At 63.4% G+C, this 20,860-nt stretch carries 25 protein-coding genes; 14 read left to right on the top strand and 11 right to left on the bottom strand.

The window, feature by feature from the left end; all coding sequences use genetic code 11:
• Positions 1–12: 12 nt before the first annotated feature.
• The 6 genes from uvrA to P9230_RS00890 form a co-directional block, all read right to left on the bottom strand.
• Complete coding sequence (gene uvrA / locus P9230_RS00915; RefSeq protein ID WP_278117018.1) at positions 13–2,934, bottom strand: excinuclease ABC subunit UvrA; 2,922 nt, start codon at positions 2,932–2,934, stop codon at positions 13–15.
• Between the two features lie 749 nt (positions 2,935–3,683).
• Complete coding sequence (locus P9230_RS00910) at positions 3,684–3,950, bottom strand: hypothetical protein (protein ID WP_245466679.1); 267 nt, start codon at positions 3,948–3,950, stop codon at positions 3,684–3,686.
• Positions 3,951–4,031: 81 nt separating this feature from the next.
• Positions 4,032–4,637, bottom strand: coding sequence for an ATP-dependent Clp protease proteolytic subunit (locus P9230_RS00905; protein ID WP_278117016.1), 606 nt, complete (start codon positions 4,635–4,637; stop codon positions 4,032–4,034).
• A 23-nt stretch (positions 4,638–4,660) separates the two neighbouring features.
• Positions 4,661–5,101 (bottom strand): SRPBCC domain-containing protein, encoded by a 441-nt coding sequence (locus P9230_RS00900; protein ID WP_347403953.1) that lies wholly within the window; start codon positions 5,099–5,101, stop codon positions 4,661–4,663.
• Positions 5,102–5,147: 46 nt separating this feature from the next.
• Positions 5,148–5,462: a metalloregulator ArsR/SmtB family transcription factor gene (locus P9230_RS00895; RefSeq protein ID WP_127242267.1), complete on the bottom strand. Its 315-nt coding sequence runs from the start codon at positions 5,460–5,462 to the stop codon at positions 5,148–5,150.
• A gap of 44 nt (positions 5,463–5,506) precedes the next feature.
• Entirely contained in the window at positions 5,507–5,824 is a 318-nt protein-coding gene (locus P9230_RS00890; RefSeq protein ID WP_082953686.1) for a cupin domain-containing protein, read from the bottom strand.
• A 256-nt stretch (positions 5,825–6,080) separates the two neighbouring features.
• On the opposite strand from P9230_RS00890, the gene P9230_RS00885 reads away from it, so the two are divergent.
• The 3 genes from P9230_RS00885 (at position 6,081) to P9230_RS00875 (ending at position 7,559) form a co-directional block, all read left to right on the top strand.
• Positions 6,081–6,596: a single-stranded DNA-binding protein gene (locus P9230_RS00885; RefSeq protein WP_127324940.1), complete on the top strand. Its 516-nt coding sequence runs from the start codon at positions 6,081–6,083 to the stop codon at positions 6,594–6,596.
• Positions 6,597–6,630: 34 nt separating this feature from the next.
• On the top strand, positions 6,631–7,029 hold the full coding sequence (locus P9230_RS00880; protein ID WP_278117013.1) for a DUF2306 domain-containing protein: 399 nt from the start codon (positions 6,631–6,633) through the stop codon (positions 7,027–7,029).
• Between the two features lie 104 nt (positions 7,030–7,133).
• Complete coding sequence (locus P9230_RS00875; protein WP_067319759.1) at positions 7,134–7,559, top strand: OsmC family protein; 426 nt, start codon at positions 7,134–7,136, stop codon at positions 7,557–7,559.
• Positions 7,560–7,576: 17 nt separating this feature from the next.
• Here P9230_RS00875 and P9230_RS00870 read toward each other — a convergent pair whose 3' ends face one another.
• The 3 genes from P9230_RS00870 to P9230_RS00860 all read right to left on the bottom strand — a co-directional run bounded on the left by P9230_RS00870 (position 7,577) and on the right by P9230_RS00860 (position 9,238).
• Positions 7,577–8,206 (bottom strand): MarC family protein, encoded by a 630-nt coding sequence (locus tag P9230_RS00870; protein WP_066992466.1) that lies wholly within the window; start codon positions 8,204–8,206, stop codon positions 7,577–7,579.
• Between the two features lie 91 nt (positions 8,207–8,297).
• On the bottom strand, positions 8,298–8,675 hold the full coding sequence (locus tag P9230_RS00865; protein WP_278117011.1) for a VOC family protein: 378 nt from the start codon (positions 8,673–8,675) through the stop codon (positions 8,298–8,300).
• Positions 8,676–8,707: 32 nt separating this feature from the next.
• Positions 8,708–9,238: a hypothetical protein gene (locus P9230_RS00860; protein ID WP_278117009.1), complete on the bottom strand. Its 531-nt coding sequence runs from the start codon at positions 9,236–9,238 to the stop codon at positions 8,708–8,710.
• Positions 9,239–9,322: 84 nt separating this feature from the next.
• Between P9230_RS00860 and P9230_RS00855 the strand changes: the two genes are divergently transcribed.
• Positions 9,323–10,159 carry an AraC family transcriptional regulator gene (locus P9230_RS00855; protein ID WP_278117007.1) on the top strand — a complete coding sequence of 279 codons (837 nt, stop codon included), beginning with the start codon at positions 9,323–9,325 and terminating at the stop codon, positions 10,157–10,159.
• A 186-nt stretch (positions 10,160–10,345) separates the two neighbouring features.
• Complete coding sequence (gyrA, locus tag P9230_RS00850; protein WP_067319763.1) at positions 10,346–13,141, top strand: DNA gyrase subunit A; 2,796 nt, start codon at positions 10,346–10,348, stop codon at positions 13,139–13,141.
• A gap of 48 nt (positions 13,142–13,189) precedes the next feature.
• On the opposite strand, the gene P9230_RS00845 is transcribed toward gyrA, so the two are convergent.
• Complete coding sequence (locus P9230_RS00845; RefSeq protein ID WP_278117004.1) at positions 13,190–13,345, bottom strand: hypothetical protein; 156 nt, start codon at positions 13,343–13,345, stop codon at positions 13,190–13,192.
• Between the two features lie 193 nt (positions 13,346–13,538).
• Between P9230_RS00845 and coaD the strand changes: the two genes are divergently transcribed.
• From coaD to tgt, 7 genes are all read left to right on the top strand, one after another.
• On the top strand, positions 13,539–14,039 hold the full coding sequence (coaD, locus tag P9230_RS00840; RefSeq protein ID WP_095780560.1) for a pantetheine-phosphate adenylyltransferase: 501 nt from the start codon (positions 13,539–13,541) through the stop codon (positions 14,037–14,039).
• Positions 14,040–14,206: 167 nt separating this feature from the next.
• Positions 14,207–14,704, top strand: a complete 498-nt coding sequence (locus tag P9230_RS00835) for a peptidylprolyl isomerase (RefSeq protein WP_245322426.1) — start codon at positions 14,207–14,209, stop codon at positions 14,702–14,704.
• Positions 14,705–14,733: 29 nt separating this feature from the next.
• Positions 14,734–15,246 carry a peptidylprolyl isomerase gene (locus P9230_RS00830; protein ID WP_066992487.1) on the top strand — a complete coding sequence of 171 codons (513 nt, stop codon included), beginning with the start codon at positions 14,734–14,736 and terminating at the stop codon, positions 15,244–15,246.
• Between the two features lie 11 nt (positions 15,247–15,257).
• Positions 15,258–15,707, top strand: coding sequence for a DMT family transporter (locus P9230_RS00825; RefSeq protein WP_095780558.1), 450 nt, complete (start codon positions 15,258–15,260; stop codon positions 15,705–15,707).
• Positions 15,707–16,795, top strand: a complete 1,089-nt coding sequence (gene queA / locus P9230_RS00820) for a tRNA preQ1(34) S-adenosylmethionine ribosyltransferase-isomerase QueA (protein WP_278117002.1) — start codon at positions 15,707–15,709, stop codon at positions 16,793–16,795. The genes P9230_RS00825 and queA overlap by 1 nt, the downstream gene beginning before the upstream one ends.
• The gene (locus P9230_RS00815; RefSeq protein ID WP_095780556.1) at positions 16,785–17,054 is read left to right on the top strand and encodes a hypothetical protein; all 270 of its coding nucleotides are present in this window, start codon (positions 16,785–16,787) and stop codon (positions 17,052–17,054) included. Before queA ends, P9230_RS00815 begins: the two co-directional genes overlap by 11 nt.
• Complete coding sequence (gene tgt / locus P9230_RS00810) at positions 17,047–18,177, top strand: tRNA guanosine(34) transglycosylase Tgt (protein WP_278117000.1); 1,131 nt, start codon at positions 17,047–17,049, stop codon at positions 18,175–18,177. The genes P9230_RS00815 and tgt overlap by 8 nt, the downstream gene beginning before the upstream one ends.
• A gap of 6 nt (positions 18,178–18,183) precedes the next feature.
• On the opposite strand, the gene P9230_RS00805 is transcribed toward tgt, so the two are convergent.
• Positions 18,184–18,603 carry a DUF4864 domain-containing protein gene (locus tag P9230_RS00805; protein WP_066992501.1) on the bottom strand — a complete coding sequence of 140 codons (420 nt, stop codon included), beginning with the start codon at positions 18,601–18,603 and terminating at the stop codon, positions 18,184–18,186.
• 277 nt (positions 18,604–18,880) lie between these two features.
• Between P9230_RS00805 and P9230_RS00800 the strand changes: the two genes are divergently transcribed.
• Positions 18,881–19,117, top strand: coding sequence for an Lrp/AsnC ligand binding domain-containing protein (locus P9230_RS00800; protein WP_066992504.1), 237 nt, complete (start codon positions 18,881–18,883; stop codon positions 19,115–19,117).
• A 168-nt stretch (positions 19,118–19,285) separates the two neighbouring features.
• Positions 19,286–20,698 carry a circularly permuted type 2 ATP-grasp protein gene (locus tag P9230_RS00795; protein ID WP_066992507.1) on the top strand — a complete coding sequence of 471 codons (1,413 nt, stop codon included), beginning with the start codon at positions 19,286–19,288 and terminating at the stop codon, positions 20,696–20,698.
• The last annotated feature ends 162 nt before the right edge of the window (positions 20,699–20,860 follow it).

The following is a 20,860-nucleotide window of genomic DNA, read 5'->3' as shown; positions in this document are numbered from 1 at the left end:
GACCCACTCGCCTCACTCGGCCGCTTCGCGCTTGCCCCCGGGGCGCCGCTCCAGAAGCTCCTTCAGGAACTGGCCGGTGTAGCTGCGCTTTTCGCGCACGATCGCTTCCGGCGTGCCGGAGGCTACCAGCTCGCCACCGCCGTCGCCGCCCTCGGGGCCGAGGTCGAGCACCCAGTCGGCGGTCTTGATGACTTCGAGGTTGTGCTCGATCACCACCACCGTGTTGCCCTGGTCGACCAGCTCATGCAGCACTTCGAGAAGCTTGGCGACGTCGTGGAAATGCAGGCCGGTGGTCGGCTCATCCAGGATGTAGAGCGTCTTCCCGGTCGCCTTGCGCGACAGTTCCTTGGCCAGCTTGATGCGCTGCGCCTCGCCGCCTGAGAGCGTCGTCGCCTGCTGGCCGATATGGATGTAGCCGAGCCCGACCTGCTTCAGCGTCTCGAGCTTGTCGCGCACGCCGGGCACCGCCGAGAAGAACTCGACGCCTTCCTCCACCGTCATGTCGAGCACGTCGGCGATCGACTTGCCCTTGAACAGCACGTCCAGCGTCTCGCGGTTGTAGCGCTTGCCATGGCAGACGTCGCAGGTGACGTAGACGTCGGGCAGGAAGTGCATCTCGATCTTGATGACGCCGTCGCCCTGGCACGCCTCGCAGCGGCCGCCCTTGACGTTGAAGGAGAAACGGCCCGGCTGATAGCCGCGCGCCTTAGCCTCCGGCAGACCGGCGAACCAATCGCGGATCGGCGTGAAAGCGCCGGTATAGGTGGCCGGGTTGGAGCGCGGCGTGCGGCCGATCGGCGACTGGTCGATATCGATGACCTTGTCGAGGAACTCCAGGCCCTCGATGCGATCATGCTCGGCCGGATGCTCGCGCGAGCCCATGATGCGGCGTGAGGCCGCCTTGAACAGCGTCTCGATCAGGAAGGTCGACTTGCCGCCGCCGGAGACGCCGGTGACGCAGGTGAAAGTGCCGAGCGGGATCTCCGCCGTGACGTTCTTCAAATTGTTGCCGCGCGCGCCGATGACCTTGATACGCCGGTTCTTTTTCGCCTCGCGGCGCACCGCCTGCGTCGCGACCTCGAGCTCGCCCGACAAATACTTGCCGGTGATCGAGGCGGGCGTCGCCATGATCTGCTGCGGCGTGCCTTGCGCGATGATCTCACCGCCATGGATGCCGGCGGCCGGGCCGATATCGACGACATAATCGGCATGCAGGATCGCGTCCTCGTCATGCTCGACGACGATCACCGTGTTGCCGATGTCGCGCAGGTGCTTCAGCGTATCGAGCAGGCGGGCATTGTCGCGCTGGTGCAAACCGATAGACGGCTCGTCCAGGACGTAGAGCACGCCCGTCAAGCCTGAGCCGATCTGCGAGGCCAAACGAATGCGCTGGCTCTCGCCGCCCGACAGCGTGCCGGAATTGCGCGACAACGTCAGATAGTCGAGGCCGACATCGTTCAAGAAACGCAGGCGCTCGCGGATTTCCTTCAGCACCCGGACGGCGATCTCATTCTGCTTTTCGTTGAGCTGCGCCGGCAGATCGGTGAACCACCGGTCGGCCTTGCGGATCGACAGCTCCGTGACCTCGCCGATGTGCCTGCCGGCGATCTTGACTGAGAGCGCTTCCGGCTTCAGCCGGTAGCCGTTGCAGGCGGGGCAGGGGGTGGCCGACATGAAGCGCTCGATCTCCTCGCGCATCCAGGCCGATTCCGTTTCTTTCCAGCGCCGGTCGAGGTTGGGGATGACGCCCTCGAAGGTCTTGGTCGTTTTGTAGGACCGCAGGCCGTCGTCATACTGGAAGGTGATCTCGCGCTCGCCCGTGCCGTGCAGCACGGCCTGCTGCGCCTCGGCGCTCAGATCCTTGAACTTGTCGCCGAGCTTGAAGCCATAGGCCTTGCCCAAGGCCTCAAGCGTCTGCGCGTAATAGGGCGAGGTCGATTTCGCCCACGGGCTGATGGCGCCGTCGCGCAGCGAGACATTCTCGTCCGGCACAATGAGGTTGGCGTCGATGGCGCGCTGGCTGCCGAGGCCGTCGCAGGTCGGGCAGGCGCCGAACGGATTGTTGAAGGAGAACAGCCTGGGCTCGATCTCGGGAATGGTGAAGCCGGACACCGGGCAGGCGAATTTTTCCGAGAACATGATGCGCTCATGCGTCTCGTTCTTCGACTTGTTGACCGAGTCCTCGCCCGTCCGGCTGGCGTCGAGCGGCTTGTCGGCGAACTCGGCCACCGCAAGCCCGTCGGCGAGCTTCAGCGCCGTCTCCATCGAATCCGCAAGCCGCGTCGCCAGATCGCCGCGAACTACGATGCGGTCGACGACCACGTCGATGTCGTGCTTGTATTTCTTGTCCAGCGCCGGCACGTCGGCGATCTCGTAGAAGACGCCGTCGACCTTGACGCGCTGGAACCCCTTCTTCTGCAGCTCCAGAAGTTCCTTGCGGTATTCGCCCTTGCGGCCGCGCACGATCGGCGCCAGCAGGTAGAGACGCGTGCCCTCGTCCAGCGCCAGCACGCGGTCAACCATCTGGCTGACCGTCTGGCTTTCGATCGGCAGGCCGGTGGCCGGCGAATAGGGAATGCCGACGCGGGCGAAGAGCAGGCGCATATAGTCGTAGATTTCGGTGACGGTGCCGACTGTCGAGCGCGGGTTGCGCGACGTCGTCTTCTGCTCGATCGAGATGGCGGGAGACAAGCCGTCGATCTGGTCGACGTCCGGCTTCTGCATCATTTCCAGGAACTGGCGGGCATAGGCCGAAAGGCTTTCGACATAGCGACGCTGACCCTCGGCATAGATGGTGTCGAAGGCAAGCGACGACTTGCCGGATCCCGACAGGCCGGTCATGACGATCAGGCTGTCGCGCGGCAGGTCGAGATCGACGTTCTTGAGATTGTGTTCGCGCGCGCCGCGAATGGAAAGATATTTTTGGTCGGCCATCGCCGGTCGCCGCCTCAGGTCTGGAATTTGCTGGATTGGCGGGTTTGTCCCGGCCATCCCCTATGTAGGTAATCTCGTCGCCGCGTCGAGAGACGCCACAATCTCGACCAAAGCGTTTAACCGCCTTTCGCGCGAGCGGGCAAGCGGAAAGAACAAAGGCCGAACACCCTCCTGACAAAGCGCTGTGGAAACAGCGGCTGCAAAAACCGTCGCGACCGATCAGTCGAAGGCATTCGACTTACCTGGACGTAACCTCCGATCGATCACATTTTTCTGTAACCGGCTCTTCAACGGTTGACGTCCCGGACCCATGGGGGCAGTCTCAAAGGCGTCAACGAAGCCGGCCGTCTGTCGATGGCCTCGTCACCCAGAGGTGGCCTGCGAGACGCCGCAGGCTTCAGCGATTTGCGCTTCGGACGACATTGCCACAACGGACCAGGAGCGGAGCATGACGCCACCGGACAGTCCCTTGAGGCTCCACGAAGCGATGGAGCCGCGGCGGGCATAGTGCCAGGGTAGGCGTGAGCGCCACCCGAAAAACGTGACCTGCCGATTCCTACAATCAGAGACCATAGTCGGATCGTCGGCTGAAAGCCGCGTTGCATCCGAAACAGAACGCCGGCAGTCCACTCCCGGCTAAAATTGGGTTTCAGATCCATGAAAGCCCCGTCCACCTGCGGAAGCAGTGGCGGGGCTTGCATTTTGCGAGTCGAAGGTCCGTCGCCGGCGTCCGCAATGCGGGGTAAGCTTCAGTGGTTGGGAGGCCTGATGGCGCCCGTTGCCATGTCGATGGTTATGCTACCCGAAATCCTGACATCGGTGTCGCCGATCTTGAACGTGCCGTTGCTGCCGGCTGGCAGTGAGTCGTCAGGCTCGGGCTGCGGCGCGGGCTTGGCGATACGGTAGTCGCTGCTCACGCCGGGCAGTTTTTGTGTCGAATTGTCGTCGGCAAAAGCGGCGGTGCCGACCGCAAGCACGCCGGCGACTGCGACAACGGCAAAACCCAGATTCGTCAAGGAACGCGCTCGGATCATGCGCGAACTATAGAGGCGCGCCGAAGGCGAGGCCAGATGCGCCGCAATCAATTTGCCGCGCGGTCAGCCCGCCTTCTTGCGCGTGTCGTAGACATGGTCGACGAGCCCCCAGGCCTTAGCTTCCTCGGCGGTCATGAAATAGTCGCGGTCGAGCGTGCGCTCGACCTCGTCATAGGTCCGGCCGCAATGCTTGGCGTACAGCTCCGTCATGTGGCGCTTGGTGCGCAGGATGTCCTCGGCGTGGCGCTGGATGTCGGAGGCCTGGCCCTGGAAGCCGCCCAGCGGCTGATGCAGCACGATCCTGGTGTTGGGCAGCGCGATGCGCCGACCGGGCGAGCCCGCCATCAACAGGAATGAGCCCATCGAGGCGGCAAAGCCCATGCACACCGTCGACACCGGGCAGGAGATGTACTGCATGGTGTCGTAGATGGCGAAGCCGCTGGTCACCACGCCGCCCGGCGAGTTGATGTAGATCGATATCTCCTTGTCGGGATGGTCCGATTCCAGCGACAGGAGCTGCGCGCAGACCAGCGCCGACACGCCGTCATTGATCTCACCGTTGATGAAAACGATGCGTTCGCGCAGCAGCCGCGAGAAAATGTCGAAGGCGCGTTCGCCGCGGCTCGACTGCTCGATCACCATCGGCACGAGATTGGCAAAGGCGCTCATCGCAGATCTCCTCGGTTCTTTGGTCAAGCCGCGCGCAGCATCATGCTTGGCGCGTTGGCGGCAGCTGGGCTCTTGCGCGCGTGGAGCGAAATCCCGCAGCCGGCGCCGGAAACGGCGACGACAGGTTGCGCGACCGTCGCGAAACCATCATGGACGATGCTGAGATGCGTGCCGCCGGAAACCGTGCGCGCGAGCGTGAAGGTGACAATGCTGTCGAAGATGGGGCCGTCGAATGCCGGTAGCCGGTCGGCAGCGTCCACGCCCGGTCGCTCACGCCAGGAATAGCGCAGCAGCGTGCCGGGCTCGGCCTCGAGCACTTCGCACTCGATCGGCGCGTTTGGTCCGGCAAAGGCAAAGCGCTCGCCGATCGCCGGCTTGATGTCGTTGGGCATCAGCCAAGCGGCGAGCAGTTCCGGCTCGGTGAGCGCCCGCCAGACTTTTCCGGCGGATCGGGAAGCTCGCATTTGAAGCTGAGCGGCGCGTTGGCCGCTGCCGGGTGTTTGGTAATCGTCATTGGTCCATTTCCTTCAGAACCCGCTTCAAACGCTCGATGCGCTCCGGCCAGAAGGCGCGGTAGCGTTCGATCCAGCCGAGCAAGGGATCGAGCCCTTGAGGTTCGGCGCGGTAATAGGCGTTGCGGCCGGCGCGCCGCTCGATCACCAGTCCGGCGCCGCGCAGCACGGCAAGATGCTGCGAGACGGCCGGCTGCGACACGCTCACGCCGGCGCGCAGCTCGGACACCGTCAATTCGCCGGCCGCGAGCCGCTCGTAGACGGCGCGGCGTGTCGGATCGGCCAGGGCCCGGAAAATCTCTGCTTCGATCATGCGCAAAGCATAAGTCCATACTTATTGGTTTGGCAAGCGCCGTTTTAGGCCGTCCAGCGTCTCACCGGCTCCGCGGCTCCGTCGAAGCTTGCCTCGAAGATTGGCGATGCGAGCACGGCATGGATGTGAAGCGTGCCGGAAGCTACGTTTCGAAAGCCATGCTTGCGGTGCGCGGGAATGATCAGGGACTGCCCGGCGGCAAGCACGGCCCGTCGGTCGTCGACCCACATTTCGGCTTCGCCGGCAATCACCGTCAGTACTTCCTCGACTTTGTGCGCATGCGTTGGTGCGCCGCTACCCGGTCCGACCCACTGCTCGAATATGCAAAGGCCCGCCGCGCCATTGGCGGCGGCAACATGCATGCGGGTTTCGACTCCGGCGCGCCACGTTTCGCGCGGCTGATCCTCATGCGAAACAACGTTCATTCCGATATCCCCTTGTTTCCTGCCCAGGAATACTACCTGTTGCTGACATTCCTTGACAGAAACAGCGGTCAAGACTAGAACGAAGAGAGAACAAAAACCTTGTGGGAAAAGCCAGCCTTCGCGGGCATGGGCGAACCGCAGGCTGTAAGGTGAGCGACTTAAAATTTGTTTCGTATGAGCGCGGAGAAGTACGATGGCGGGTAGCGTCAACAAGGTCATTCTGGTCGGCAATCTCGGGGCGGACCCTGAAATCCGCCGCCTGAATTCGGGCGACCCGGTCGTCAACATCCGCATCGCCACGTCGGAAAGCTGGCGCGACAAGAATTCCGGGGAGCGCAAGGAAAAGACGGAGTGGCACAATGTCGTCATCTTCAACGACCAGCTCGCCAAGGTGGCGGAGCAGTATTTGAAGAAGGGCATGAAGGTCTATGTCGAGGGCCAGCTGCAGACGCGCAAATGGCAGGACCAGACCGGCAACGATCGCTACACGACCGAGGTCGTACTGCAGAAATTCCGTGGCGAGCTGCAGATGCTCGACGCGCGCGGCGAAGGCGGCGGCCAGGTCGGCAGTTATGCCGGCGGCAACAGCCGGGGTTCCGATTTCGGCCAGTCGGGCCCGAACGAAGGCTTCAGCCGTGGCGGCGGTGGCGGTTCCAGGGGCGGTGGCGGTGGTTCATCGCGCGAGCTGGATGACGAGATTCCGTTCTGAAGGTCTCGCAATCGTCGTTTGAGGGGAAGGCGCGATGTCGCTCGGACCGTTGCTGACAGCGCCTCCTCCCATTCCATGGCACGCGTTCGCCGCCTTCGCCGCGCTGGCGATAGGCGGGGCGCAACTGGCATTGCCGAAAGGCACGACACGCCACCGCGTCTTGGGCTATGCCTGGGCAGCGCTGATGCTGATCGTCGCCGTCTCGAGCTTCTGGATCCAGCAGATACGCCTGATCGGGCCGTTCAGCCCGATCCACATCCTGTCGATCCTGGTGGTTGTCACCGCCCCGCTGGCGGTCTGGTATGCGCACACCCATAAAGTGGCCGCGCATCGCAGCGTCATGATCAAGCTCTACCTATTTGCGCTGATCGGCGCCGGCATCTTCACGTTGGTGCCCGGCCGCATCATGCACACGGTCGTATTCGGCCAATAAACAATTTCGAGCGAAAGTGCGTCGCGGTTTTCCGTCCGGAATTGCCTATAGTTGATAGTTGCGGCGATAGTCCGCTTGCAAAGCAGCGTCTAAGGAAGATCATCGTGAAAGCACGCGTCAAATGGGTTGAGGAACGCACCTTTGTCGGCGAGTCCGGCAGCGGTCACAAAGTCGTGCTGGGCACGGCGCGTGGGCCGGAAGGCCGGACGCCAGGGCCGAGCCCAATGGAGCTGGTGCTGATCGGCACCGGAGGCTGCTCGGCCTATGACGTGGTCCATATCCTCGAAAAAGGTCGCGAGGCGGTCGAGGACTGCGTGGTCGAGCTGGACGCGGATCGTGCCGAGACGGAACCGCGCGTCTTCACCCGCATCCACATGCATTTCATCGTCAAGGGTCGCGCGATGTCGCACGACAAGGTGAAAAGGGCGATCGACCTGTCGATCGAGAAATACTGCTCGGCCACCGCGATGATGGCCAAGACGGCGGCCGTCACGCATGATTTCGAGGTGGTCGATACAGCAGTGAAATAAGGCAGTAGGGATGCTGCTCAGGCAGCCATCAGCGCCCTGACGCCGTCGGCGACGAACTGCACCGCAAGCGCCGCCAGGATAACGCCGAGCAGCCTCGTCAGGATCGAGCGGCCGGTCTGGCCGAGGATGCGGTCGATGCGCTCTGCCAGCACGAACACCAGAAAGGTGAGCACAAGACAGATCGCGATGATGCCGACCAGCGCCGCTTGCGCGGCAAAGCCCTCGAAGTGTCCTGACAGCAGCACTGTCGCCGATATCGCGCCGGGACCGGCGATCAGCGGGATCGCCAGCGGAAAGGCGGCGATGTTGTGGATCATGTCCTTGGTGATGGCGACGTCGCCGATCTTCTCCTTGCGGTCCTGACGGCGCTCGAACACCATTTCGAAGGCGATGAAGAAAAGCAGGAAGCCGCCGGCGACGCGGAAGGCCGGCAGCGTGATGCCGAACACCGACAGGATCGACGCGCCGGCGACGGCGAACAACGCCATCACCAGAAAGCCGATCACCGAAGCTCGCACCGAGACTTGCTGGCGCTCGTCCCGGTTCATGCCACGCGTGACGGCGAGGAAGAGCGGTGCCAGCCCGGGCGGATCGATGGTCACCAGGATGGTGACGAAGGCGTTGAACAGGGTGTCGAAGCTCGGCATCGCTGGTCCCCTCCCGCCTGGCGAAGCCCAAGCCCTGCATTCGTAGAGCAAAGCGGGAGCGGTGGGAACAGGACGGGAGGATTTCAGCCGGCTATTCAGCTTTGTTGCAGTAAGCCTCGAGCCGGTAGCCGTCAGGGTCGATTACGAAGGCGGCGTAGTAGTTGTCGCCATAGGCGGCGCGCGGGCCGGGCCGGCCATTGTTCTTGCCACCCGCAAGCAAGGCCGCCGCATGGAAAGCGTCGACGCCGGCGCGTGTCGGTGCGGCAAAGCAGAAGTGCAGGCCGGAGTCCGCGTCGGCCGGGACCGGCCGGCCGGCCTCATTGACCCAGAGTTTTACGGTCCTGGCGCCGTAGCCGAGCGAGCCGGGTGACTGGCTGAGGCACGAGTAGCCGAGGGGCTCCAAAGCGGCGTCGTAGAAGCGCTTCGAGGCGCCGCTGTCGCGGACGCCGATCGAGATATGGTCAAGCATCGTTTTCTCCATAAATACAGGTGGTTAATCGGTCAGGCTGGAGTCGAGCGCCGCGCCAGGAACTCGACCTCGGTGCGCCAGGTTTTGCCGCCGTCATGCGAACGCTCGCCAAGCCAGCGGAAGGCGTTCTCGGTGATGTGCGAAAAGCTCCAGCGCACCGAGGAGCCGGTGCCGTCGGCGCCGATCTGAACGATCATGTCGCCTTCGGCGCGGCCGAGCTGGCGGCTGTGATACTGGTTGCGCGGATCGCTCCAGTAGATATGCCAGGCGTCCGCGCCGGGGTCGTAGACGCGCAGCGTCGAGCCGTAGAAGGTCCATGGCCCGAGAGAGGCTTGCACCCCGGCATTCCGCGCCGGCAGGATCCAGACGTCCTGGACCGCCTTGCCCTCCAGAACCCAGCCGAAATGCACCTCGCCGCGCCCAGTGAGCCTGGTGCCGTCCTCCAGCGTGCGCGTGGCGTCGAAGGTCCAGGCGCCGATGAAGCGGCCGTAGAGTTTGAGCTTCTCGGCGAGATCCGGATTGGGAGCGTCGCTGTGCAGGGCTTCGGCAAAGGGATCGGTCATGGTTGCTGCCTCGTTTGTCAGGAGAGGCGAGCAATAGGGGCATGGCGGGGTTCTGGGCTTGGGAAAAATTGCTATTTTTTCGCGATGGCGACGACTGAGAAAAACCTGGCCTCAGGGCATGGCTGGCAGGTATCCGACGTGATCTGCACGGCTCGCGCCGGCGACCGCCCGTTTGAGGAACAGCATCGCGGTTTCTGCGTCGCCGCCGTGACCAGGGGCACGTTCCGCTACCGGACGCGCCAGGGCACCGCAATGCTTGCTCCAGGCGCCATCCTGCTCGGCAATCCGGGCGCCTGCTACGAGTGCGGCCACGAGCACGGCGCGGGCGACCGCTGCCTCTCCTTCCATTTTTCGCCGGCCTATATGGAGCGCGTCGTCGCCGATGTGCCGGGCGCAAGCCGGCTCGGCTTTGCCGACCCACGCCTGCCGCCCTTGCCGGTGCTGGCGCCGTTGCTGGCGCAAGCGGAGGCGGCGCAGCAAACGGGCGACGGCGAGGCGTTCGAGGAACTCGGTCTGCGCATTGCCTACGCGGTGGTCGGGGCTGCGGCCAATTCGTCCGAGGTTGCCCGGACACCCAGCGCCCGCGACCAGAAACGCGTAGCCGAGGCGGTGCGTTTGATCGAGCTCAACGCCGATCGCCCGCTTTCGCTGACCGAACTCGCCGACGGCACGGCGACCAGCCCGTATCATTTCCTGCGCACGTTCCGTCATGTCGCCGGCATGACGCCCTATCAGTTCCTGCTGAGGACCAGGCTGCATCGGGCCGCGGTGCGGCTGTGCGCGTCGAACGAAGCGATCTCGACAATTGCTTTCGATGCCGGCTTCAACGACCTTTCGACCTTCAACCGGAGGTTCCGGCGCGAGATGGGAGAAGCGCCCGGCGCCTACCGCCGCAAACGGGCGGGCAGACGCGGGCATTAGCCAGGCCGTTCGAGATCGACTTGGCCTGCGAGCTCTAAGTGTGGCTTTGGCCATATCGTCGCAATCAGCGGTATCCATTTGAAATTGCCGCCGAAATTGTCTTTGGAAAAGTGCCGTAGCCATTGGAGTTTCAGCCCGGCTTCCTATATAAGCGGCGAGTGATTCCCGACTGGATTGTGACCTGATTTGACCGACCAGAAGACACCGCGCGGGCCGGAGGGCGGCCCCACCGGCATCGAGCCGATTTCGATCATCGAGGAGATGCAGCGCTCCTATCTCGATTACGCCATGAGTGTGATCGTCAGTCGGGCGCTGCCCGACGTGCGCGACGGCCTGAAGCCGGTGCACCGCCGCATCCTCTATGCCTCGCATGAGAGCGGCTATCACTGGAACCGCAAATATGTGAAGTCGGCGCGCCCGGTCGCCGACGTGATGGGTAAATACCATCCGCATGGCGACGCCTCGATCTATGACGCGCTGGTGCGCATGGCCCAGGATTGGTCGCTGCGCGTGCCGCTGATCGACGGTCAGGGCAATTTCGGCTCGATCGACGGCGACCCGCCGGCGGCGATGCGCTACACCGAGTCCCGGCTGACCAAGGTTGCGCATGAGCTGCTGGAGGACATCGACAAGGAAACCGTCGATTTCCAGGACACCTACGACGCCTCCGCCACCGAGCCCAAGGTGCTGCCGGCGCGCTTCCCGAACCTGCTCGTCAACGGCTCGGGCGGCATCGCCGTCGGCATGGCCACCAACATCCCGCCGCACAATCTGGCCGAAGTCTGCAACGGCGCCATCGCCATCATCGACAATCCGGCGATCGACCTGCCTGCGCTGATGGAGATCGTGCCCGGTCCGGATTTCCCGACCGGCGGCATCGTGCTTGGCCGCTCCGGCATCTACAATGCCTATTCGACGGGCCGCGGCTCGATCGTCATGCGCGGCCGCGTCAACATCGAGGCGCGCGGCAACGACCGTGAATCGATCATCATCACCGAGATTCCCTATCAGGTGAACAAGGCGGCGATGATCGAGAAGATGGCCGAACTCGTGCGCGAGAAGCGCATCGAGGGCATCTCCGACATCCGCGACGAGAGCGACCGCCAGGGCTACCGTGTCGTCGTCGAGCTCAAGCGCGAGGCGGTCGCCGATGTCATTTTGAACCAGCTTTACCGCTTCACGCCGCTGCAGACCTCGTTCGGCGCCAATATGGTCGCGCTGAACGGCGGCAAGCCGGAAGTGCTGACGCTGATCGACATGCTGAAGGCCTTTGTCGGCTTCCGCGAGGAGGTTATCAGCCGGCGCACGAAATATCTTCTGCGCAAGGCGCGCGAGCGCGCCCATGTGCTGGTCGGTCTCGCTATCGCCGTCGCCAACATCGATGAGGTGATCAAGCTGATCCGCACCGCGCCAGATCCGCAGACGGCGCGCGAGCAGTTGATGGAACGGCGCTGGCCATCGCACGACGTCGCTCCGCTGATCCAGCTGATCGATGATCCGCGCCACCGCATCAACGAGGACGGCACCTACAATCTATCCGAGGAGCAGGCCCGCGCCATCCTCGACCTGCGCCTGCAGCGCCTGACCGCGCTCGGCCGCGACGAGATCGCCGACGAGTTGAACAAGATCGGCGCTGAAATCCTTGATTACCTTGACATCCTGTCTTCTCGCGCGCGCATCCAGCAGATCGTCAAGGACGAGCTGATCGCCGTCCGCGACGAGTTCGGCACGCCGCGCCGCACGGAACTCGCCGAGGGCGGGGCGGACATGGAAGACGAAGACCTGATCCAGCGCGAGGACATGGTCGTCACGGTCAGCCATTCCGGCTACATCAAGCGCGTGCCGCTGTCGCTCTACCGGGCGCAGCGTCGCGGCGGCAAGGGCCGCTCCGGCATGTCGACCAAGGAAGAAGATTTCGTCACCCGGCTATTCGTCGCCAACACGCATACGCCAGTGCTGTTCTTCTCCTCGCGCGGCATCGTCTACAAGGAAAAGGTCTGGCGCCTGCCGGTCGGCAACCCACAGTCGCGCGGCAAGGCGCTGATCAACATGCTGCCGCTCGAGCAGGGCGAGCGCATCACCACCATCATGCCGCTGCCGGAGGACGAGACGAGCTGGGGCGAGCTCGACGTGATGTTCGCAACCACGCGCGGCACCGTGCGACGCAACAAGCTGTCCGACTTCGTCCAGGTCAACCGCAACGGCAAGATCGCCATGAAGCTGGAGGAAGAAGGCGACGAAATCCTCGGCGTCGAGACCTGCACGGACAATGACGACGTGCTGCTGACGGCGAATTCCGGCCAGTGCATCCGCTTCTCGGTCTCCGATGTGCGCGTCTTCCAGAGCCGCAATTCCGTCGGCGTGCGCGGCATCGCCATGGCCGAAACCGACCGCGTGATCTCGATGTCGGTGATCGAACATGTAGATGCTTCACCGGCTGAGCGCGCGGCCTATCTCAAGCGTGCGGCATCCGAGCGTCGGCTTGCCGCCGGCGGTGCAGCCGAGGAGGAAGAGATCGCGCTGACCAATGAGGAGATCGGCGAGGAAGCCGAGCTTTCCGACGAGCGCTACGAATTCCTCAAGATGCACGAGCAGCTTGTGCTGACGGTGACCGAATACGGCTACGGCAAGCGTTCCTCGTCCTATGATTTCCGCCTGACGGGTCGCGGCGGCAAGGGCATCCGCGCCACGGATGTCTCGAAAGTGGCCGAGATCGGCCGGCTGGTCGCGACCTTCCCGGTCGGCAACGACGATCAGATCATGCTGGTATCGGATGGCGGGACCGTCATCCGCGTGCCCGTCGATGGCATCCGCTTCGCCAGCCGCGCCACCAAGGGGGTGACCATCTTCAACACCGCCGAAGGTGAGAAGGTGGTGTCGGTCGAGCGGATTTCGGAGCCGCAGTCGGACGAGGAAGCCGAGGAAGCGCCTTCGGGTGAAGCCGACACTGCAGAAGATTCGGGCGAGGGAAATCCCGAATAGCCTTACTGCGCGCCACCGGCCCTTGGCCGGTGCGATCATGGCTGGAAGTCAGCGGCGGTGGTACAGGTTGCGGCCTCCTACGAAGCCATCGAGCCGCTTGGTGTTGGTCTTGATGCGCACCCGCGCCGCTTCCTGGTGCAACCCGAATGCGGTGGCGATCAGCATCACGATGGTCATTGCAGTGGCAAGCATGTAGATCAGCATTTGCGTGTTCTCCTGCGATCACAACGATAAAGATGGTGCTTTGGTTTCATCTCCTGAAGCGGCAAGCTGGTGAATGCTGTGTGAAGCGTTCGTGATTGTCGCATTCGTCTGTCGTTGACGTCCGTGAAAAGGTTCACGACCGGGCGTAGCAATGGGATTTGCCTTTGTCGGAGAGGCTCGCTAGAAGCCTGCCATGACCGAACGCACCGCCCTTTACGCCGGCTCCTTCGACCCGCTGACCAATGGTCACCTCGACGTGTTGAAGGCTTCGCTTGCCGTGGCCGACACCGTCTACGCTGCAATCGGCATTCATCCCGGCAAGACGCCGCTGTTTTCCTTCGAGGAACGCGTGAAGCTGATCGAGGCCGCGACCAAGGCGGAATTCGGCCGCGACAGCGACCGCATCAAGGTCGTCTCGTTCGATGGGCTGGTCATCGACGCCGCCAGGAAGCATGGCGCCTCGATCATCATCCGCGGCCTGCGCGACGGCACCGATCTCGACTATGAGATGCAGATGGCGGGCATGAACGAGACCATGGCGCCGGAGCTGCAGACGGTTTTCCTGCCGGCCAGCCCGTCAGTGCGCACCATTACCGCCACACTTGTCCGCCAGATTGCGTCGATGGGCGGCGACATCCGCCCGTTCGTGCCGGCGGCCGTCGCAGGCGCCCTCACTGCCAAATTCGCGAAATAGTGCATGTCGCCCAAAAGTGGATCCCGGTTTTGGGGCAACGACATGCACCCAAACAAAGACTTTCGGAGAACCTCATGCAGCTGAAAAAGCTCGCTTCGTTGCTTGTCGTGCTTGCCGGCGTTTTGGCGGCGTCCTTGCCGGCCTCGGCAGCCGACAAGGAAAACACCATGATCATCACGCTGAAGGAGGGTGACGTGACCGTCGCGCTGCGTCCCGATCTGGCGCCGAAGCATGTGGCGCAGATCAAGAAGCTGGTGCGCGAGGGCGCCTATGACAATGTCGCCTTCCACCGCGTCATCGACGGCTTCATGGCCCAGACCGGCGACGTCAAGTTCGGCAACATGAAGAAGGGTTTTAATCCCGAGGCTGTCGGCACGGGCGGATCCGACCTTCCCGATCTGCCTGCCGAGTTCTCGCAGACCGAGCAATTCACCCGTGGCGTGGTCGGCATGGCCCGCTCACAGGACCCGAACTCGGCCAATTCCCAGTTCTTCATCATGTTCGCGCCCGCGCCGAACCTCGACGGGCAGTACACCATTGTCGGCAAGGTGGAGAGCGGCATGGATCTGGTGGACAAGATCAAGAAGGGCGATGAGGCGGACAACGGCACGGTCAAGGACCCGGACCGCATGATCAAAGTTCGCATCGCTGCCGACAATAAGTAACTGCTCGATTCTCAAAAGGATTTTCTGACATGGCTGAGATCAAGGACCGCGAGAACGCGCTCATCATGGAAACGACCAAGGGCGAGGTCGTCATCGAAATGTATCCGGACCTTGCGCCCGGTCACGTCGCGCGTATCAAGGAACTGGCGCGCGAGGGCGCCTATGACGGCGTCGTGTTCCACCGTGTCATCGACGGCTTCATGGCGCAGACCGGCGACGTCAAGTTCGGCAACTCCTCGAAGCCGACCTTCGCTCCGTCGCGCGCCGGCATGGGCGGCTCCGACAAGCCGGACCTCAAGGCCGAATTCTCCAACGCCAATCACGGCCGCGGCACCTGCTCGATGGCGCGGGCGCAGAACCCGAACTCGGCGAACTCGCAGTTCTTCATCTGCTTCGACGATGCCTCCTTCCTCAATCGCCAGTACACGGTCTGGGGCCAGGTCATCGAAGGCATGGAGAATGTCGACAAGATCAAGCGCGGCGAGCCGGTGCAGGATCCCGACAAGATCGTGTCGCTGAAGGTCGCGGCCGACGTCAAGTAAGGCATAGAACGATGATGGGCGCAGTCTGGTCCCTGCTCGGCATCCTGTCCGGCGCCTTCATCGCCATCCAGGCGCCGATCAACTCGCAACTGGCGCGCGGCCTCGGCCTTCCGGTCGCGGCCGCCGCTTTCTCGTTCCTGTCGGGCGCCGTCGTTCTCGGTATCATCGCGGTCGCCGTGGTGAAGCTGCAGGGCCTCTCGCTCGACTGGAAGGCGCCGGCACCCTGGCTGTTCGTCGCCGGCGGCATGCTCGGCGGATTCTACGTCACGCTCTCCACCATTCTCACGCCGCGCATCGGCGCGGCGGCGCTGATGGCCTTCCTGGTCGCCGGCCAACTGATCGCCGGCATGCTGGTCGACCGTGCCGGCTTCCTTGGTGTTGCCGTGCGCGAGGTCTCGCTTGGCCGCGTGGCCGGCGCCGTGCTGCTGCTCGTAGGAGCGCTGCTCATCCGGCTCTACTGATGCGCGTCGATCTTTTCGACTTCGACCTGCCGGAGGAGTGCATTGCGCTGCGCCCGGCGGAGCCGCGCGACAGCGCCAAGCTATTGGTGGTCAAACCGGGCGAAACGCTGCGCGACCGCACCGTCAGCGATCTGCCGTCGCTGCTGAGAGAAGGCGACGTGCTGGTATTCAACGATACCAAGGTCATTCCGGCCCAGCTGAAAGGCATCCGCAAGCGCGGCGAAGCGATGGCGCAGGTCGAGGCCACGCTGCATATGCGGCTCGCGCCGGACCGCTGGCGGGCCTTCATGCGGCCCGGCAAGCGCATCGCCGTCGGCGACCGCATTCATTTCGGCCACGACCAGAATTCCTGCTTTCTCGGCCAGCTCGACGCGACGGTGATCGAGAAAGGCGAGGCGGGCGAGGTGTTGCTCGGCTTCGACCTCTCGGGCGTCTTTCTCGACGAGGCAATGCACGCCGTAGGCCACATCCCATTGCCGCCATACATCGCCTCGAGGCGAGATGACGACGAGCGCGACCGCAGCGACTACCAGACCATCTATGCCAGGGAAGAGGGCGCGGTCGCGGCCCCCACCGCCGGCCTGCATTTCACGCCGGAGCTGTTTGCAGCGCTGGAAGCCAAGGGCATCGAGCGGCGCTTCGTCACGCTGCATGTCGGCGCCGGCACTTTTTTGCCGGTTAAGACCGACGACACCGCCGACCATAAGATGCACGCGGAAACGGGCTTGGTGAGCCAAGAAACGGCAGACGCGCTCAACGCTGCAAGGGCGCGGGGAGGGCGGCTTGTCGCCGTCGGCACGACCTCGCTGCGCCTTCTGGAAAGTGCTGCGCGTGAGGATGGCAGGATCGAGGCCTGGTCCGGGCCGACCGATATCTTCATCACCCCCGGCTACCGCTTCAAGACAGCTGACATGCTGATGACCAATTTCCATCTGCCGCGCTCGACGCTGTTCATGCTGGTCTCGGCCTTCAGCGGACTGGACGCGATGCGTTCGGCCTATGCGCATGCCATCGAGAGCCGCTACAGGTTCTACTCCTACGGGGACTCCAGCCTGCTTTACCGAGCGGAGACGAGCGATGGACGATGATCTAGAGAGAATGGACCGCGAGGCGCTCATCGCGGAAGTGACGAAGCTGCGCGCCGGTATCCGCGCGCATCGCGATGCGACCGGCCATGATCTCTGCTGGCATCATCCCGACCTCTGGGACCTGCTGCCGGAGAAGACCGAGCCGGCGATCGCCGTGCCGCCGTGGCCGAAATTCATGCGCGGCTGCATCCGCTACCGGCAGTCGCTCGACGAGCAGGCACCCGGCGCCCCGGTGCATGACAAGGAATTCGATGGCTGAGACTTTCTCTTTCAAGCTGCTCGCCACCGACGGTAGTGCGCGGCGCGGCCTCATCAGCATGCCGCGCGGCGAGATCCGCACGCCGGCCTTCATGCCGGTCGGCACCGGCGGCACCGTCAAGGCCATGTATATGGATCAGGTGCGCGGCGTCGGCGCCGACATCATCCTCGGCAACACCTATCATTTGATGCTCAGGCCAGGCGCCGAGCGTGTGGCGAAGCTCGGCGGCCTGCATGAATTCGCGCGCTGGCCGCACCCGATCCTGACCGATAGCGGCGGCTTCCAGGTAATGTCGTTGTCGAAGCTGAGGAAGCTTAGCGAAACGGGCGTCACCTTCCGCTCGCATATCGACGGTGCGCGCTACGAGATGTCGCCGGAGCGGTCAATCGAAATCCAGGGGCTGCTCGATTCCGATATCCAGATGCAGCTCGACGAGTGTACGGCGCTTCCCGCCAAGCCGAAGGAAATCGAGCGCGCCATGGAACTGTCGCTGCGCTGGGCCGAACGCTGCAAGGCGGCGTTCGGCGATCAGCTGGGCAAGGCGATGTTCGGCATCGTGCAGGGCGGCGACAGTGCTGTGATGCGCGTGCGTTCGGCGCAGGCGCTGGCGGCGATGGACCTCAAAGGCTATGCCGTCGGTGGGCTGGCGGTCGGCGAGCCGCAGGCGGTGATGCTGGAGATGCTGGACATAACCTGCCCGGAACTGCCGGCCGACAGGCCGCGCTACCTGATGGGCGTCGGGACCCCGGACGACATCTTGAAATCCGTGGCACGCGGCATCGACATGTTCGACTGCGTGATGCCGACGCGCGCCGGCCGCCATGGTCTGGCCTATACGCGCCGCGGCAAGATCAACCTGCGCAACGCCCGCCATGCCGACGATCCGCGTCCGCTGGACGAGGAAAGCGACTGCCCGGCCGCGCGCGACTATTCGCGCGCCTATCTCCATCATCTCGTTCGCTCGCAGGAGTCCCTCGGCGCAATGCTGCTCACCTGGAACAACCTGTCCTACTACCAGAAGCTGATGCAGGACATCCGCGCCGCGATCGAGGCAAAAGCCTTCGAGACGCGCGCTGCCGCGATTTCGGAATACTGGGCGAGGGGCGATCTGCCGGCGCTATGAGCGCTTTTATGTGCTCACCGAAGTCGCGGCGCGCAGGCTGCAGCCGGTGATCTTAAAGCTGCCGTCGGGCTGCTGTTCGAGCGTGTACACCGCCTCATAGTCCTTGCCATCGGGCCCGACGATCAGCACCTGCTGGACGATCGAGGCCGGCCCGGTCTGCTCCACCTTGCCGAAGGAATAGTTCTGCGGCCTGCGCACCGGCGCATAGCCGTTGGTCACCATGTTCATGAAGGTGTCGACGGTCGGGAAGATCCGCTTCACATTTGGCGCGGCGAAGCTGTAGGCGGTGGCGCCGTCATCGGCGAGAAAGGCCTTGAGCTGGCTGTCGATGACTGTTTGCGCCGCTTTGATCTCGGCGTCACCGGCGAAGGCCATGGATGCAAGAACCATCGGAACGAGAGCGAGTGCGAACAATACGCGGCGCATGGCCTGTCTCCAGAATTCGCGTGGAACAACTATCATACGCTGCCGGCGTGCCGTGGTTTCACCGTTTCGCAGATTTCTTGCCTGCATGGATGCCTCCGCTAGGACCTGACCTGAGGTGTTCCCGAACTGTCCTTGGTGGCGTCCCCGGGCCGGTGTGGCATGCCGATCGCGGAGTTGCGGCAAGCGGCCGCCAAGGCGCGTGCAGCCTGATGCTTGAAAGCCCGTCGCCAGTCTGCCACAAGGGCCGCTCATTCGCGAAGACTGGCAGGACCGGGAAATGAAGGCATTTTTCGTGCAGATAAAGTGCGATCTGGGCAAAGCCTATGAGGTCGCCAGCGCGCTCGCCGATGCCGAGATCGCCTCCGAAATCTATTCGACCGCCGGCAATTACGACCTGCTCGCAAAATTCTATGTCGACGACGAGGAAGACATCGGCCACTTCATCAATGAACGGGTGCAGATCCTGCCTGGAATCAAGGACACCTTCACCATCGTCACTTTCCGGGCGTTCTGATTTGCCGTTTGATGCCCGCTCACCGGGCATGAACTGACCCGGCGTCGCTCCCGCTGCCCTAATCGTAGGCAATTTGCATAGGACGGCCGCCAGCGCCGCCCAAATCATCGATTGCGCTTGATTTTCTCCAGCCGGGCCAGTGAAATGGCTTCAGAGGGGAGTACGCGATTGGCAGCGTTCGACGAAATGCTTCCGGAAGTCTCCGGATTGAGAAGACCATACCAGGCTTATGATCGCTGGCTGAAGGAACAGGACCCGGCCAGGCTCACCCAGAAAATGGAGGACGCCGAACGCGTCTTCCGCAAGACCGGCATCACCTTCGCCGTCTATGGCGAGCAGGAAGCTTCGGAACGGCTGATCCCCTTCGACATCGTCCCGCGCATCATTTCCGGCCAGGAATGGCGCCGGCTGACGCAGGGCATCGAGCAGCGCGTGCAGGCGCTCAACGCCTTTCTCGACGATATCTACCACCGCCAGGAAATCCTGCGCGCCGGGCGCGTTCCCAAGGAGCTGGTGGCGAAGAATGAAGCGTTCCTGCCGGAGATGATCGGTGTGAGACCGCCGGCCGGCGTCTACACCCACATCATCGGCGTCGACATCGTGCGCATCAGCGAGAATGAATTCTACGTGCTCGAGGACAATGCCCGCACGCCGTCGGGCGTCTCCTACATGCTGGAGAACCGCGAGACGATGATGCAGCTCTTCCCGGAGCTGTTCCAGCAGATCAAGGTGCGGCCGGTGGAGAACTATCCGCAACTGCTGCGCCAGTCGCTGGCGGCGGTGCGGCCGCAGAGCGCAAAGGGCGCGCCGACCATCGCGGTGCTGACGCCGGGCAGCTACAACTCCGCCTATTTCGAGCACGCCTTCCTCGCCGACCAGATGGGCGTGCAACTGGTCGAAGGACAGGATCTGCGCGTGGTCGACGGCCATGTCACGATGCGCACCACCGAGGGCTACAAGCAGATCGACGTGCTTTACCGGCGCGTGGACGACGCCTTCCTCGATCCGCTGACCTTCCGGCCGGATTCCGCGCTCGGCGTGCCGGGCATCATGGATGTCTATCGGGCCGGCAACATCACCATCGCTAACGCGCCGGGCACCGGCATCGCCGACGACAAGGCGATCTATTCCTACATGCCCGAGATCGTCGAGTTCTACACAGGCCGCAAGGCGATCCTCGGCAACATCCCGACCTGGCGCTGCTCGGAACCCGACAGCCTGAAATATGTGCTGGAGCACATCGGCGAGCTTGTCATCAAGGAAGTGCACGGCTCCGGCGGCTACGGCATGCTGGTCGGCCCCGCGGCGACCAAGAAGGAATGCGAGGCGTTCGCCAAGAAGCTGCAGGCCAAACCCGGCAACTACATCGCCCAGCCGACGCTCGCGCTGTCGACATGCCCGATCCTGACCGAGAAGGGGCTGTCGCCGCGCCATGTCGATCTCAGGCCTTATGTGCTGGTTTCGGATCGTATCCAGATCGTCCCGGGCGGCCTGACTCGCGTCGCGCTCAAGGAGGGGTCGCTTGTGGTCAACTCCTCGCAAGGCGGTGGGACGAAGGATACGTGGGTGTTGGATGATTAAAGAGCGAATAGAGAGTAGCGAATAGCGAATAGCGAATAGCGAATAGGGAAAGAGGGGATCCGACGCAATCAATTTTTACAGAGACCTAATTGTTTGGAAGGTGGCCAAACTGACGAAATCGGAAAAATGCTGCGATCGATGATCAGGAGCCTTCAACAGAGA

Source organism: Mesorhizobium sp. WSM4887 (assembly GCF_029625865.1).
GTDB lineage: Bacteria > Pseudomonadota > Alphaproteobacteria > Rhizobiales > Rhizobiaceae > Mesorhizobium.
The sequence above is the reverse complement of the archived record's forward strand: the minus strand, read 5'-3'. Positions and strand labels throughout refer to the sequence as shown.

Bases quoted from the DNA above. Each gene is read 5' to 3' on its own strand.
- uvrA (WP_278117018.1), bottom strand. From the start codon at position 2,934: ATGGCCGACCAAAAATATCTTTCCATTCGCGGCGCGCGCGAACACAAT.
- P9230_RS00905 (WP_278117016.1), bottom strand. From the start codon at position 4,637: ATGAGCGCCTTTGCCAATCTCGTGCCGATGGTGATCGAGCAGTCGAGC.
- P9230_RS00900 (WP_347403953.1), bottom strand. From the start codon at position 5,101: ATGCGAGCTTCCCGATCCGCCGGAAAAGTCTGGCGGGCGCTCACCGAG.
- P9230_RS00895 (WP_127242267.1), bottom strand. From the start codon at position 5,462: ATGATCGAAGCAGAGATTTTCCGGGCCCTGGCCGATCCGACACGCCGC.
- P9230_RS00890 (WP_082953686.1), bottom strand. From the start codon at position 5,824: ATGCATGTTGCCGCCGCCAATGGCGCGGCGGGCCTTTGCATATTCGAG.
- P9230_RS00885 (WP_127324940.1), top strand. From the start codon at position 6,081: ATGGCGGGTAGCGTCAACAAGGTCATTCTGGTCGGCAATCTCGGGGCG.
- P9230_RS00880 (WP_278117013.1), top strand. From the start codon at position 6,631: ATGTCGCTCGGACCGTTGCTGACAGCGCCTCCTCCCATTCCATGGCAC.
- P9230_RS00870 (WP_066992466.1), bottom strand. From the start codon at position 8,206: ATGCCGAGCTTCGACACCCTGTTCAACGCCTTCGTCACCATCCTGGTG.
- P9230_RS00865 (WP_278117011.1), bottom strand. From the start codon at position 8,675: ATGCTTGACCATATCTCGATCGGCGTCCGCGACAGCGGCGCCTCGAAG.
- P9230_RS00860 (WP_278117009.1), bottom strand. From the start codon at position 9,238: ATGACCGATCCCTTTGCCGAAGCCCTGCACAGCGACGCTCCCAATCCG.
- P9230_RS00855 (WP_278117007.1), top strand. From the start codon at position 9,323: ATGGCGACGACTGAGAAAAACCTGGCCTCAGGGCATGGCTGGCAGGTA.
- P9230_RS00845 (WP_278117004.1), bottom strand. From the start codon at position 13,345: ATGCTGATCTACATGCTTGCCACTGCAATGACCATCGTGATGCTGATC.
- coaD (WP_095780560.1), top strand. From the start codon at position 13,539: ATGACCGAACGCACCGCCCTTTACGCCGGCTCCTTCGACCCGCTGACC.
- P9230_RS00835 (WP_245322426.1), top strand. From the start codon at position 14,207: ATGATCATCACGCTGAAGGAGGGTGACGTGACCGTCGCGCTGCGTCCC.
- P9230_RS00830 (WP_066992487.1), top strand. From the start codon at position 14,734: ATGGCTGAGATCAAGGACCGCGAGAACGCGCTCATCATGGAAACGACC.
- P9230_RS00825 (WP_095780558.1), top strand. From the start codon at position 15,258: ATGATGGGCGCAGTCTGGTCCCTGCTCGGCATCCTGTCCGGCGCCTTC.
- queA (WP_278117002.1), top strand. From the start codon at position 15,707: ATGCGCGTCGATCTTTTCGACTTCGACCTGCCGGAGGAGTGCATTGCG.
- P9230_RS00815 (WP_095780556.1), top strand. From the start codon at position 16,785: ATGGACGATGATCTAGAGAGAATGGACCGCGAGGCGCTCATCGCGGAA.
- tgt (WP_278117000.1), top strand. From the start codon at position 17,047: ATGGCTGAGACTTTCTCTTTCAAGCTGCTCGCCACCGACGGTAGTGCG.
- P9230_RS00805 (WP_066992501.1), bottom strand. From the start codon at position 18,603: ATGCGCCGCGTATTGTTCGCACTCGCTCTCGTTCCGATGGTTCTTGCA.
- P9230_RS00800 (WP_066992504.1), top strand. From the start codon at position 18,881: ATGAAGGCATTTTTCGTGCAGATAAAGTGCGATCTGGGCAAAGCCTAT.